Genomic DNA, 14,205 nt, shown 5'->3' on the forward strand with positions numbered 1-14,205 from the left:
GGGTATCATGGAATACATTGCGCATATTCGGAGAAGTGACCGAAAAATTCAGACAGTTAAGGAGCATCTATTGGATGCGAAAGAATTAGCTGAAACTTATGGTGAAAAAATCGGGGTGAAACATATAACCGGGCTTGCCGCATTGCTTCATGATCTTGGGAAATACACTGGCGCATTCCGCAACTATATTTTGGAAGCGGTAAACCATCCGGATTTGCCTCCAAAAAGAGGGAGTGTGGATCATTCTACTGCTGGAGGGAAGCTTTTATTTGAAATGTTTCATCCTTCGGCAAAAGCTAACCCTTATAAAGCATTATTGGCTGAAATTGTGGGCAATGCAATTATTTCCCATCACTCTTATCTTCAGGATTTCATCAGTCCGGAACTGGAACTAAAGTATTTAAATCGGGTCCAAAATAAAAAAATAGAAGAATTTGAAACGGCCAAAGCCAATTTCTTTGAAAGAGTGATGGACCAATCAAGTTTTATGAATTACGTCAACCAGGCTGAAGAAGAATTGAAACAGTTTATTATTCAAGATCCATCGAAACCTCTTGCCCATAAACTGATGTTTTTAACTAAATATATTTTCAGCGCTTTAATTGATGCGGATCGGACGAATACAAGGTTATTTGAGGAAAACATGCCGCATGGTAAGACTGATAATATTAAAGAATTATTTAGCCTGTATTATGAGAGGTTAATTTCTGTTATAAAGGAATTTCAGAAAAAACCAACTGCTAAAACTTCTATCAATTTACTAAGATCCGAGATGTCAGAACAGTGTGATGTGTTTGCAGATAAGCCTTCCGGTATTTATACACTGTCTATTCCAACCGGGGGCGGCAAAACGTTAGCCAGTTTGCGGTATGCTCTTAAACACGCTAAACTTTACGGTAAAAAACGCATTATTTATGTAGTGCCTTATACAACCATCATTGAACAAAATGCAGGAGAAGTACGAAAAATTTTACAGGATGAAGTCAATATTTTAGAGCACCATTCCAATGTGGTGGAAGACTCAGATGAAAACGATGAGTTACAGGATGGAATTATGAGTGTAAAGCAGAGGTTAAAACTCGCTAAGGACAATTGGGAAGTTCCTGTCATTTTTACAACGATGGTTCAATTTTTAAATGTTTTTTATGCGAAAGGCAGCAGAAATATTAGACGGCTTCACAACATGAGCGAAGCAGTTTTGATTTTTGACGAAGTACAGAAAGTTCCTGTATCTTGTGTGTCTTTGTTTAATGAAGCACTGAATTTTTTAAAAACATATTGTCACTCCAGCATCCTTTTATGCACTGCAACCCAGCCAGCGCTGGATTTTGTTGAACATAAATTGCAGTTAAAACCGGATGTGGAGATTGTTCGTAATTTGGACAAGGTAATTGAAGCGTTCAAAAGAGTTGAGATCATTGACAGGGCAACAGACGAAACCTTCAACACGGAAAAACTCACTGGTTTTATTAAAGGAAAAATTCAAAAAACTTCCAGTGTATTAGTCATTCTGAATACGAAGGGCGTTGTAAAAAAACTATATGAGCAGTTAAAAGCAAGTGGGAATGAAACCAAGATTTTCCATCTGAGCACATCTATGTGTGCGGCTCATCGTAATCAAATATTAAAAAATATACGAACTTGCCTTGGAAACGGAGAAAAAATCATTTGTGTAAGTACGCAGCTAATAGAAGCAGGAGTGGATGTAAGTTTTGATTGCGTGATCCGCTCTTTGGCGGGGTTGGACTCGATTGCGCAGGCAGCGGGCCGATGCAACCGCCACGGGGAAAAGAAAATGGGTTATGTTTATGTGATAGACCACAAAGAAGAAAATTTGGACCGACTGCCGGAAATTAAGAAAGGAAAAGATATATCCCAGAAGATTTTAACCGACTTAAAAAATGACCCGGGTTGTTATGATGGAAATATCCTTTCAACAAAAGCAATGGAGAAATATTTTAAAGAGTTTTATAGGGAGTTTGATTCAGACTTAGATTACTTTATCCCAAGTCTTGAAAAAAATATGATGGAGATGTTGACAAAGGATCCCAATCATTACAGCTATGCTGTTGCTTATTACAAAAATAAGAAAAAGAAATTTCCTTTGTTTTTAAGTAGCAGTTTTTATACAGCGGCGGAAAATTTCCACGTCATTGATGATAAAACAACTTCTGTTATTGTGCCTTTTCACGAAGGAAAAGACGTAATTGCGGAATTAACCAGCTTAACCAGCAATGCTACTATTGAAGATCTTGGTAAACTTATGAAAAAAGCCCAACAATTCACGATTAACCTTTACAGCCAAGAACTAAAGGATTTGGAGAAAAATGGGGGGATCGTAAGTTTGTTTGACGGCAAAATCTTAGCTTTAAAAGAAGGCGCTTACGACGAGGAATTTGGTTTAAATATTGCAAACGACAGCCAATTGGGTTTTCTGGCATTTTGAAAGGGGCAGTCCCAAAATAAACTGGGCAAAAGGGGTGCTCGTTTTTGATGATCGTGAAATTTGCTTCTTTTTCGCACGCGTCGCGAGCCTCCCCGCCCGTACCTCAGCACGAGGGGCCTCGCTTGGCTCGCATTCCCGCAGGAGTCACAGAAATTAACGATCATCGAATTCTCCCTGTTTTTAAAGGCTTTTGGGACTGCCCCTTTCATATCATATACTATATTTTTCAATCCGCGCTTTATGGGTTTACAAAATTAAGGACACGTAAAAGCTTATCCACTTGTAGACTGTAGCTTCTGGAAGGCCATATTTACTGCAGATCTGTTTTACTGGGGTTCCAGTTTGATAGAGTTGAACCACCATTCCTTAAAAGCGGCATTATGGTTTTTTTGGCTTTTCGTTAACGTTATCTATATCGATACACCTCCCTTCTATCTTTTATTTAACTAAAAAGGTGTCCATGAAACTATGATACCCATTTAGCGACAAACCCATTATAACATTAAAAAGGAATGATAAAAGCTAATATTATATATTATATTGAAGATTCTGTTTTTAAGTAGTATGATGTAATTGTCAAAAAGATATAAAAACTGAGAGGAGGGGGAAAATGAGAAATTCCATTGAGTTTGAAGTGTATGGGAAATATGCGCTGTTCACCGATCCACTGACAAAAATGGGTGGGGAAAAGCTCAGCTATCAGGTACCTACATACCAGGCATTAAAGGGAATAGTCGAGTCTATTTACTGGAAACCCACATTGCTTATGATTGTCGATGACTTGCGTGTCATGAATCCGATTCGGATGGAGTCGAAAGGCGTCCGGCCGATCGAATACGGCGGGGGGAATACGCTGGCGAATTATACTTACTTAAGAGATGTTCGTTATCAGGTACGTGCACATTTCATCTTTAACCCACACAGGCCGGATTTGGCGTTCGACCGCAACGAGAACAAGCATCATAATATTCTTAAGCGTTCCCTAAAAGCCGGCGGCAGGAGGGATATCTTTTTAGGTGCCCGTGAATGCCAGGCTTATGTGGAACCTTGCGTATTCGGAGAAGGTGGGGGCTATTACGATCATGTTGATGAAGTGTATTTAGGGACGATGGTACACGGCATCAATTATCCGGATGAAACTGGCAGTAAAGAAATGGAAGTCCGGTTATGGAACCCGGTCATGAAAAATGGTGTCATCCATTTCATCCGCCCTGACGAATGTAAGCTTGTGCGAAAAATTTCTGAAATGGACATGAAGATTTTTAATGAAAACAACGTTGAGCCTGCAGATAAACTTCTTGAACAATTAGAGAAGGAGGGGGGGAGCAGATGAGTTGGTTATTGAATTTATATGATACGTATCAAGCGAATGTGGATCAAGTGGGGAAAATTGAAAAGAAAAGAAACGGTCAGGAATTCACATTACTTCCAATCTCCCATACTACGCAAACCGCCCATATAGAAGTGGAAGTGACTGAAACTGGCGACTTCCACTCAGCCCGGGTGATTGATAAAAACGATGCCATTACATTAATTCCATGTACCGAAGAATCATCCAGCCGTTCGGGTACAAAAATAGCCCCTTACCCGTTGCATGATAAACTCAGTTATGTTGCTGGAGACTTTGTTGCATATGGGGGGAAAATCAAGAAGGAAGAGCCTTTTTCTTATTATATTTACCAACTGGGCGAATGGGCGAATTCGGAGTATGGAAACGCGAAATTAAAAAGTATTTATATTTATTTGAAAAAGAAACGGTTAATTCATGATCTTGTTGAAGCTGGAATTTTGTTTTTGGATGAAAAAGGGCTTTTAATTGAAAAGTGGGACAGCAAATACGGGAATAAGCCCCCTTTATATTCTACTGTTACTGGTAGTATAGACAGTGCTTTCGTAAGATTTACAGTTTATTCGCCGGAAAAAATTTTAACAAAAATTTGGAAAGACCCTGAGATGTACGATTCATTTATAAAATATTATAACCGCTATTTAAAAGATCAGGATCTTTGTTATGTCACGGGTGAATTATTGCCGATTACTGAAAGGCATGCCAATAAAATAAGGAATTCAGGGGATAAAGCAAAGCTGATTTCTGCCAATGATTCGAGCGGTTTTACGTATAGAGGAAGATTTACAGAAAGCAGGCAAGCAGCGAGCATTAGTTACGAAGCCTCGCAAAAAGCACACAATGCGCTAAAGTGGCTGATTAACAGGCAAGGTAAAATTATTGATAATAGAGTTTTTCTGGTCTGGGAAAACGGCGGGAATGAAGTGCCGTCATTTACAGAAGATTCGTATGATATAACCAGCCTGGATCCTTTTGCGCTTGGAGAAGAAAAGAAGGTTAGTTTTACAAATCAGGAATTTGCCAGAGAGTTTTCAAAAGCACTGGACGGTTATAAAAATAACCTTTTAACTGAATCCAATATTAATATTTTGGTTTTAGACTCGGCAACAACCGGCAGATTAGCCGTTCTTTATTATCGGAATTTAGACAAGGAAATCTATTTTGAAAATCTGGTTAAATGGCATACAACTTGCGTATGGTTTCATCGCTATCGAAAGAATGAAAACAATCAACCAATTTCATTTTTCGGTGCGCCTGCAACGAAAGACATTGCATTTGCTGCATACGGCCCAAATGCAAGCGACAAAATCGTAAAGGGTTTAATGGAAAGGATGCTCCCGTGCATTGTTGAAGGAAGGAAAATTCCAACTGATATCGTCAGAAGTGCATTTCACCGTGCTTCCAACCCGGTTGCAATGGAAAAATGGGATTGGGAAAAAACATTAAGTATTGCATGCGCTTTAATTAATAAAGAGGAGGGATATAATTTGGCACTAGATAAAGAAAATAATAATCGGGACTATTTATTTGGAAGATTGCTTGCGATTGCCGATGTACTGGAAAGAAATGCTCTTGATTCCAGTGAAAACCGTGCGACCAATGCCATCCGCTATATGAACGCTTTTGCACAGCATCCGGAACGTACCTGGAACACGATTCAGGCAAGTTTGCAGCCTTATCAAGTCAGGCTTGGAAAAAGAGGAATATATTATTCGAGATTAATCGATGAAGTGGCATCCAAACTTAAATTCGAGGATTTTAATGATAGGCCTTTATCTGGCAAGTATTTGCTGGGTTTTTACAGTCAGCGCTATGATTTGTATCAGAAAAAAGGAAACGATGCTTCTGAATCAGCTGAAGAACAAAATTAATTGAGGGGGAATATAAAAATGCCAACGTTAGATCATAAAATTGATTTTGCAGTCGTTTTGTCCATTACAAAAGCAAATCCAAATGGTGATCCGTTAAATGGGAATCGCCCGCGCCAAAACTATGATGGTTATGGAGAAATTTCCGATGTTGCTCTGAAACGCAAAATACGAAATCGTCTCCAGGATATGGGTGAAGCAATTTTTGTCCAATCTAATGATAGAAAAACAGATGCTTATAACAGTTTAAGAGAAAGAGCAGAAGCCAACCCGGAACTAAATAATATTTTAAAATCTAAAGATGGATCCAGTGAAGCTTTTGCCGCAATTGCATGTAAAGAATGGATCGATGTCCGCAGTTTTGGCCAGGTTTTTGCATTTAAAGGTTCAGGAAATAAGGGTGTATCTGTCGGAATAAGGGGACCTGTTTCGATCCATACTGCCACAAGTGTGTCACCGATCGATATTACGAGTATGCAAATCACAAAAAGCGTGAATTCGGAACCTGGTAAAGACAGGGGATCCGACACGATGGGGATGAAACACCGCGTAGACTTTGGCGTGTATGTATTTTACGGCAGTATTAACACCCAGTTAGCGGAAAAAACAGGCTTTACAAGTGAAGATGCAGAAAAAATTAAACAAGCATTAGTAACCTTATTTGAAAACGACGCTTCTTCGGCACGTCCGGAGGGAAGCATGGAAGTCCACAAAGTTTACTGGTGGGAACATAATTCAAAGCTCGGCCAGTATTCATCCGCAAAAGTGCATCGATTGTTAGAAGTCACACCGATTGCCGATAATCCTAAGTCTATCAATGATTACTCGATTACTTTAAACGAATTAGAAGGTTTAAAGGTTGAAGTAATCGATGGAATTTGAAGAAGACAATTACCTTATGTTGTCGGGCATCCAGCATTTTCAGTTTTGTAAACGGCAGTGGGCGCTCATTCACATTGAACAATCCTGGGAGGAAAATGTTAGGACAGTTGAGGGGCAAAATATCCATCGTAAAACGGATAGCCCCTTTATCCGGGAAAAACGCGGGGATAAACTGATTGTCCGTGCCATGTCGATTAAGTCAAATGAATTAAAATTCACTGGAATATGTGATGTCGTCGAGTTTGTAAAAAATGATAATGGTGTAGAAATCTTTGGAAATGAAGGCAAGTACATTCCTTATCCGGTGGAATATAAGCGCGGCAAACCAAAAAAGAACGATTCCGATATTTTGCAACTGGCTGCACAGGCGATGTGCCTGGAAGAAATGCTGGTATGCGAAATCGACAAAGGCTATATATTTTACAATGAAATCAAGCATCGGATTAAGGTGCCGATTTCCGAGAAAGAAAAAAATAAGGTGAGAAAAATAGCAGCTGAAATGCAGGATTATTATCAGCGCCGACATACACCAAAAGTAAAAACAGGCTCTTTCTGCAATCAATGTTCCCTTCAAAATTTATGTTTGCCGAATATCATGCGCAAACGATCTGTAAAAAGTTATATAGAAGGGAAGATATTTGAATGAAAAAACTTTTGAATACATTATTTATTACGCAGCCAGATGTTTATCTGTCTTTGGACGGTGATAATATTGTACTTTCGAAAGATAAGGAACAATTGGGGAGGCTACCCTTGCATAATCTTGAAGCAGTCGCTGCTTTTGGTTATACTGGTGCAAGCCCTGCTTTGATGGGCTACTGTGCGGAAAGGAATATTTCCTTAATATTTTTTACGATGAATGGACGCTTTTTGGCAAGAGTAATCGGCAAAAGCAGAGGTAATGTTGTTTTAAGAAAAAAACAATATCGGCTGTCTGATGATGAAAAAGCTTCTGTTCGAATTGCCCGTAATTTTATAGTCGGAAAAGTATATAACCACAAGTGGATGCTCGAAAGAATGACGAGGGATTATCCTTTGCGTATTGATGTAGCCCAATTTAAAGAAGTATCTCAATACCTATCATCAATAATTAAACAAGTTAGAGTGTGTGAGAGTTTAGAAGAGTTAAGGGGATTGGAAGGCCAAGCGGCAATCAATTACAATAAATTATTTAATCAGATGATTTTGCAGCAAAAAGAAGATTTTTTCTTTCATTCCCGTTCACGACGGCCTCCACTGGATAATGTGAATGCCATGTTGTCTTTTGCTTATACTTTGCTTGCGAATGATGTGGCATCTGCTCTGGAAGGTGTCGGTCTTGATGCGTACGTGGGATTTATGCACCGTGACCGGCCGGGACGGATATCCCTGGCTTTAGATTTAATGGAAGAATTGAGAGGAGTGTATGCGGATCGTTTTGTTCTTTCCATGATTAATATGAAGGTGCTCAACAAAGATGATTTTATAAAAAAAGAAAATGGGACAGTTATTATGACAAACGAAGCACGGACAAAATTTCTGAAAGCCTGGCAAAATAAAAAACAGGAAAAGATTACTCATCCATTTCTAGGAGAGAAGATTTCATGGGGATTGGTACCCCATGCGCAAGCGCTATTGTTGGCACGCTATTTAAGAGGGGATTTGGACGAGTATCCGCCTTTTCTGTGGAAGTAGGTGAAATTGTATTGCTTGTTGTGATCACTTATGATGTTAGTACTTTGACGGGTGCAGGACAAAAAAGATTAAGAAAAGTAGCGAAGATTTGCCAAAATTATGGGCAACGTGTGCAAAATTCAGTGTTTGAATGTTTTGTGGACGCAACGCAATTTGCTTCTTTAAAGATCGAACTAGCAAATATCATTGATCCTAAAGAAGATAGTCTAAGGTTTTATCAGCTGGGTAACAACTACAAAAATAAAGTATCCCACGTTGGTGCAAAACCATCTTTGGATTTAGAGGGCCCCTTGATATTCTAGTGCGAAGGTATAGCGCACATTTATTACCGAGCAGCTTCGCACCAATTTATTAACCAATAATTTCAAGATTATGGTTAAATCAGGATAACGTTCTTTGCTTTTGCAAAGGGAATAGTGAATTTTAACTGATTTAAAGCAATAATTTTGGTTATTTTGTCTAAAATTCGCCGTCGCTCCCTACTTGGGGGCGTGGATTGAAATGCGCCCAGAAGATTCTTTTTTTTGTCCTCGAAAAGTCGCTCCCTACTTGGGGGCGTGGATTGAAATCGGTCCGGTATCAAATATCGGGCTTTTTTGTTATGTCGCTCCCTACTTGGGGGCGTGGATTGAAATGTGTATCTGATGGAGTCTATCAATGGGGAGACTCGTCGCTCCCTACTTGGGGGCGTGGATTGAAATCAATCGCGAGCATTAAACATAATGCCCGCCTCATGTCGCTCCCTACTTGGGGGCGTGGATTGAAATCAATCGCGAGCATTAAACATAATGCCCGCCTCATGTCGCTCCCTACTTGGGGGCGTGGATTGAAATATACCGGTGTTTAGCATAATTTAATGCCGCTAGCGTCGCTCCCTACTTGGGGGCGTGGATTGAAATGACGTTATAAATCCGGTAAACATAAAAATAGCCATGTCGCTCCCTACTTGGGGGCGTGGATTGAAATTAAAATTTGGCGGACAAGCGCTCGGGGCCGTAAAAGTCGCTCCCTACTTGGGGGCGTGGATTGAAATGCGTAAAATACCCCCATCCAATGCCCCGAAAAACGTCGCTCCCTACTTGGGGGCGTGGATTGAAATAAAAGGAAATCAACCTAATCTATATATCCAAAGTGTCGCTCCCTACTTGGGGGCGTGGATTGAAATCCTCGCAATGCTGCCTTGATGTCGTCCTCGACCGTCGCTCCCTACTTGGGGGCGTGGATTGAAATTTTTTTGATTCCATCTTATCACCACAACAAAAAAGTCGCTCCCTACTTGGGGGCGTGGATTGAAATCAAAGTTGTTTGCTAGATTCGGCTTGATATACACGGTCGCTCCCTACTTGGGGGCGTGGATTGAAATCTGTATCATGTCCATGTGGAGCAAATTGATTTCAGTCGCTCCCTACTTGGGGGCGTGGATTGAAATAAGAGTTTAGCTAAATCCATTTATTTGACCTCCGGTCGCTCCCTACTTGGGGGCGTGGATTGAAATTCGGAGTTTGTAAAACTCGGATTCGGTCACATAAGTCGCTCCCTACTTGGGGGCGTGGATTGAAATTTGAATAAATAGCACTTTCTTCTGAAGCCGGTTAGTCGCTCCCTACTTGGGGGCGTGGATTGAAATTCTTATTGTAAGATTTGCGTTTACCCGCGCAGCTTGTCGCTCCCTACTTGGGGGCGTGGATTGAAATCCTGCTTTATGCTCAACTTCAACTCATGTCCTTTGTCGCTCCCTACTTGGGGGCGTGGATTGAAATCAACCGTGGACCCCACGAAAGCCAATGCTCTTCCGTCGCTCCCTACTTGGGGGCGTGGATTGAAATTTTGTCCGAAATGTTTGGCTGTTCTCGCTGATGACTGTCGCTCCCTACTTGGGGGCGTGGATTGAAATCTTTCATAGACAAACGCCAGGGCCGGGAATTTATGTCGCTCCCTACTTGGGGGCGTGGATTGAAATGCTTGGTCTTTCGGCGACAACAACGGGCCGAAGTGTCGCTCCCTACTTGGGGGCGTGGATTGAAATAAACAGAACACACAATTTTTCTATATCTTCCTTTGTCGCTCCCTACTTGGGGGCGTGGATTGAAATACTCCTGACTTTCTTCTCCGTTGCCGCTTTTAGGTCGCTCCCTACTTGGGGGCGTGGATTGAAATACTCCTGACTTTCTTCTCCGTTGCCGCTTTTAGGTCGCTCCCTACTTGGGGGCGTGGATTGAAATAGTTTGTCCAATTAAAAACTGCTCTGCAAGGTTCGTCGCTCCCTACTTGGGGGCGTGGATTGAAATATCGAGATACCGATTAAACATCAACAGCCCATCGTCGCTCCCTACTTGGGGGCGTGGATTGAAATATCAATGGCATAAAAAACAAATTCCCGGAATTTTGTCGCTCCCTACTTGGGGGCGTGGATTGAAATCCCTCAATTTCTTTGGCTTGGGCACTATCTTCTGTCGCTCCCTACTTGGGGGCGTGGATTGAAATCTATCGTTATTATCGTATGTAGCTGATCAAGAACGGTCGCTCCCTACTTGGGGGCGTGGATTGAAATATTTACACCAGGACGTTGCTGCAAAGATAAAGCCGTCGCTCCCTACTTGGGGGCGTGGATTGAAATATTGCAAGGTTCAAAATCCTTTGTGCAACGGCCCGTCGCTCCCTACTTGGGGGCGTGGATTGAAATAAAAAGTTACGTAGTTTAGCAGACTAAAAACGACGCGTCGCTCCCTACTTGGGGGCGTGGATTGAAATCCATGCCAACAATTCTTCAGATTGTAAAGGGTTCGTCGCTCCCTACTTGGGGGCGTGGATTGAAATTTTTAGCTGAGCTATTTCATACTTTTGGTCTCTTGTCGCTCCCTACTTGGGGGCGTGGATTGAAATCAAGTAATAGCGCCCGGTGTTGGGTCGTCTTTCGTCGCTCCCTACTTGGGGGCGTGGATTGAAATCGCAAGCTATGTGCGCCAATATTGCCGACTCGATGTCGCTCCCTACTTGGGGGCGTGGATTGAAATTCCATAAACGGTCCGACTTCAAGTCGAAAGTGTAGTCGCTCCCTACTTGGGGGCGTGGATTGAAATATATTCGATTATGGACAGTTACGCGATCGATGATGTCGCTCCCTACTTGGGGGCGTGGATTGAAATAACGGTTATTACTCGGAATCGGCGTATTTGGGTCAGTCGCTCCCTACTTGGGGGCGTGGATTGAAATCTGATTATAAGCAGTAATCAGATGGTTTTGGTCAGGTCGCTCCCTACTTGGGGGCGTGGATTGAAATAACATTTTTTTGCGTGTTTGCGTGTTTGGCGGTGTCGCTCCCTACTTGGGGGCGTGGATTGAAATAACATTTTTTTGCGTGTTTGCGTGTTTGGCGGTGTCGCTCCCTACTTGGGGGCGTGGATTGAAATGTAAACACTCCCGACGATATTATCCATCTTTTGGGTCGCTCCCTACTTGGGGGCGTGGATTGAAATCATATAGCCATCTACATACTCCCGATAACCGGCATGTCGCTCCCTACTTGGGGGCGTGGATTGAAATGTTTTTCAACTTCCCTCAAAGACCAGTTTTTCTGCGTCGCTCCCTACTTGGGGGCGTGGATTGAAATCTCGTAGACAGACCATTCATGGCCAACGCGCGGGTCGCTCCCTACTTGGGGGCGTGGATTGAAATCTTACCAAGCTAATAAGGTTTTGGATTGGGGAGAGTCGCTCCCTACTTGGGGGCGTGGATTGAAATCGATTAAACCTAAAAAAAGTTTTTTTTCGAAGAAGTCGCTCCCTACTTGGGGGCGTGGATTGAAATAGGTGCTACTTTTAATTTGAATGGCTATGTGACGTCGCTCCCTACTTGGGGGCGTGGATTGAAATCGTTACGCCTACACTAGCAGGGTCTTACGCGTCGTCGCTCCCTACTTGGGGGCGTGGATTGAAATCGGTATATATTCATGCCTGGCGGATACATATGCAGCGTCGCTCCCTACTTGGGGGCGTGGATTGAAATGCTTTAAGCGCATCATAAACCGCTTAAAATCAGCAGTCGCTCCCTACTTGGGGGCGTGGATTGAAATAATATGTTCAAAATTTTTGATCTCTCCGGTTTCTGTCGCTCCCTACTTGGGGGCGTGGATTGAAATCCGATAGCCGGCATACGTAGGAAATACATGAAATGTCGCTCCCTACTTGGGGGCGTGGATTGAAATTTTATATCTGCAAACTGCATTTTCCGCCTTTCCGGTCGCTCCCTACTTGGGGGCGTGGATTGAAATTTTAAACCATTTATGCAACTCTTCCGGTACAGTAGTCGCTCCCTACTTGGGGGCGTGGATTGAAATCTCGTATTTTTTTAATTCCTCGTACGCTTCCATCGTCGCTCCCTACTTGGGGGCGTGGATTGAAATTTTTACACTTTCATCTGTAAGTTCTACATCCGTTGTCGCTCCCTACTTGGGGGCGTGGATTGAAATATACCTAGTGGATACATGTGTAACCTTCCACCCGTCGCTCCCTACTTGGGGGCGTGGATTGAAATCCAGAAAAATTATTGTTAATCAAATAGCGAAGCGTCGCTCCCTACTTGGGGGCGTGGATTGAAATACTGGCAGACTGTTCAACTTTTTTTAATTCCTCGTCGCTCCCTACTTGGGGGCGTGGATTGAAATGCTCAATGCTAGCAGTGGGCGCCTCCCCACGTAAAGTCGCTCCCTACTTGGGGGCGTGGATTGAAATCCCTCAATTTCTTTGGCTTGGGCACTATCTTCTGTCGCTCCCTACTTGGGGGCGTGGATTGAAATCTATCGTTATTATCGTATGTAGCTGATCAAGAACGGTCGCTCCCTACTTGGGGGCGTGGATTGAAATACGTCGTATCACCTCGCTTATGCTCATTAATCCTGTCGCTCCCTACTTGGGGGCGTGGATTGAAATAGTTCTGTCGGCGTCACGCATTGTTACTCGAACAAGTCGCTCCCTACTTGGGGGCGTGGATTGAAATAGATGTCCGAAACTCCGCAATGGCTATTCGGTACGACGTCGCTCCCTACTTGGGGGCGTGGATTGAAATCATAACGGGTAGCACTTCGCGTCGCTGATTCCGCGTCGCTCCCTACTTGGGGGCGTGGATTGAAATCATAACGGGTAGCACTTCGCGTCGCTGATTCCGCGTCGCTCCCTACTTGGGGGCGTGGATTGAAATTTTAACGAAATATAACGACCGCCAAATCGTGCGCGTCGCTCCCTACTTGGGGGCGTGGATTGAAATGTCCGCGTCGTTCCAGTCATCAATGTCGATAACGTCGCTCCCTACTTGGGGGCGTGGATTGAAATGACGATGCAACGAAAAGTGCGAAAAAGAATCTCAAGTCGCTCCCTACTTGGGGGCGTGGATTGAAATTCCATAAACGGTCCGACTTCAAGTCGAAAGTGTAGTCGCTCCCTACTTGGGGGCGTGGATTGAAATCGGACTAGGTGGGCAAACCTCATGGATATTGCTGTCGCTCCCTACTTGGGGGCGTGGATTGAAATATCACCGTCACTGTCACCGTATCATTGGGCTTTGTCGCTCCCTACTTGGGGGCGTGGATTGAAATCTTTGCCAACGCTAATTACGGCATAAGCGGGTTTGTCGCTCCCTACTTGGGGGCGTGGATTGAAATAACGGTTATTACTCGGAATCGGCGTATTTGGGTCGTCGCTCCCTACTTGGGGGCGTGGATTGAAATCCTCGACGATACCGAAGACCGCCTGCAACGCCGTGTCGCTCCCTACTTGGGGGCGTGGATTGAAATGAACTAAAAGATTTAACTTTTGAAAACATATCGCGTCGCTCCCTACTTGGGGGCGTGGATTGAAATCAGTCGCGAGCATTAAACATAATGCCCGCCTCATGTCGCTCCCTACTTGGGGGCGTGGATTGAAATTTTACCAGCCGCTATGCGCTCCTGTAACTTATCGTGTCGCTCCCTACTTGGGGGCGTGGATTGAAAT

The 14,205-nt window shown here is 43.1% G+C and carries 8 protein-coding genes and 1 CRISPR repeat array; of the genes, 7 read left to right on the forward strand and 1 reads right to left on the reverse strand.

What is annotated here, in order from left to right; genetic code table 11:
• The first annotated feature begins 7 nt into the window (after window positions 1–7).
• Window positions 8–2,446: a CRISPR-associated helicase Cas3' gene (gene cas3 / locus GBH70_RS15590; RefSeq protein ID WP_151681897.1), complete on the forward strand. Its 2,439-nt coding sequence runs from the start codon at window positions 8–10 to the stop codon at window positions 2,444–2,446.
• Window positions 2,447–2,692: 246 nt separating this feature from the next.
• Here cas3 and GBH70_RS17875 read toward each other — a convergent pair whose 3' ends face one another.
• The gene (locus tag GBH70_RS17875; RefSeq protein WP_151681890.1) at window positions 2,693–2,809 is read right to left on the reverse strand and encodes a helix-turn-helix domain-containing protein; all 117 of its coding nucleotides are present in this window, start codon (window positions 2,807–2,809) and stop codon (window positions 2,693–2,695) included.
• 247 nt (window positions 2,810–3,056) lie between these two features.
• Here GBH70_RS17875 and cas5c point away from each other — a divergent pair, with 247 nt between their 5' ends.
• From cas5c to cas2, 6 genes are read left to right on the forward strand one after another with little or no spacing between them, the layout of a single operon-like run.
• Window positions 3,057–3,779: a type I-C CRISPR-associated protein Cas5c gene (gene cas5c, locus GBH70_RS15600; protein ID WP_151681891.1), complete on the forward strand. Its 723-nt coding sequence runs from the start codon at window positions 3,057–3,059 to the stop codon at window positions 3,777–3,779.
• Window positions 3,776–5,665, forward strand: coding sequence for a type I-C CRISPR-associated protein Cas8c/Csd1 (cas8c, locus tag GBH70_RS15605; protein ID WP_151681892.1), 1,890 nt, complete (start codon window positions 3,776–3,778; stop codon window positions 5,663–5,665). The genes cas5c and cas8c overlap by 4 nt, the downstream gene beginning before the upstream one ends.
• Window positions 5,666–5,683: 18 nt before the next feature.
• Window positions 5,684–6,544 carry a type I-C CRISPR-associated protein Cas7/Csd2 gene (gene cas7c, locus GBH70_RS15610; protein WP_151681893.1) on the forward strand — a complete coding sequence of 287 codons (861 nt, stop codon included), beginning with the start codon at window positions 5,684–5,686 and terminating at the stop codon, window positions 6,542–6,544.
• Window positions 6,534–7,190 (forward strand): CRISPR-associated protein Cas4, encoded by a 657-nt coding sequence (gene cas4, locus GBH70_RS15615; protein WP_151681894.1) that lies wholly within the window; start codon window positions 6,534–6,536, stop codon window positions 7,188–7,190. Before cas7c ends, cas4 begins: the two co-directional genes overlap by 11 nt.
• The gene (gene cas1c, locus GBH70_RS15620) at window positions 7,187–8,218 is read left to right on the forward strand and encodes a type I-C CRISPR-associated endonuclease Cas1c (RefSeq protein ID WP_151681895.1); all 1,032 of its coding nucleotides are present in this window, start codon (window positions 7,187–7,189) and stop codon (window positions 8,216–8,218) included. Before cas4 ends, cas1c begins: the two co-directional genes overlap by 4 nt.
• Before the next feature lie 11 nt (window positions 8,219–8,229).
• Window positions 8,230–8,520, forward strand: coding sequence for a CRISPR-associated endonuclease Cas2 (gene cas2 / locus GBH70_RS15625; protein ID WP_151681896.1), 291 nt, complete (start codon window positions 8,230–8,232; stop codon window positions 8,518–8,520).
• Between the two features lie 169 nt (window positions 8,521–8,689).
• Window positions 8,690–14,205: a CRISPR direct-repeat array (repeat unit 32 nt; unit sequence GTCGCTCCCTACTTGGGGGCGTGGATTGAAAT).

This window comes from Weizmannia acidilactici, from assembly GCF_008974225.1.
GTDB classification, from domain to species: Bacteria; Bacillota; Bacilli; order Bacillales; family Bacillaceae_C; genus Weizmannia; species Weizmannia acidilactici.

Coding starts and splice junctions, on each gene's coding strand:
- cas4 (WP_151681894.1), top strand. CDS start 6,534: ATGGAATTTGAAGAAGACAATTACCTTATGTTGTCGGGCATCCAGCAT.
- cas5c (WP_151681891.1), top strand. CDS start 3,057: ATGAGAAATTCCATTGAGTTTGAAGTGTATGGGAAATATGCGCTGTTC.
- GBH70_RS17875 (WP_151681890.1), bottom strand. CDS start 2,809: ATGGTGGTTCAACTCTATCAAACTGGAACCCCAGTAAAACAGATCTGC.
- cas7c (WP_151681893.1), top strand. CDS start 5,684: ATGCCAACGTTAGATCATAAAATTGATTTTGCAGTCGTTTTGTCCATT.
- cas3 (WP_151681897.1), top strand. CDS start 8: ATGGAATACATTGCGCATATTCGGAGAAGTGACCGAAAAATTCAGACA.
- cas1c (WP_151681895.1), top strand. CDS start 7,187: ATGAAAAAACTTTTGAATACATTATTTATTACGCAGCCAGATGTTTAT.
- cas8c (WP_151681892.1), top strand. CDS start 3,776: ATGAGTTGGTTATTGAATTTATATGATACGTATCAAGCGAATGTGGAT.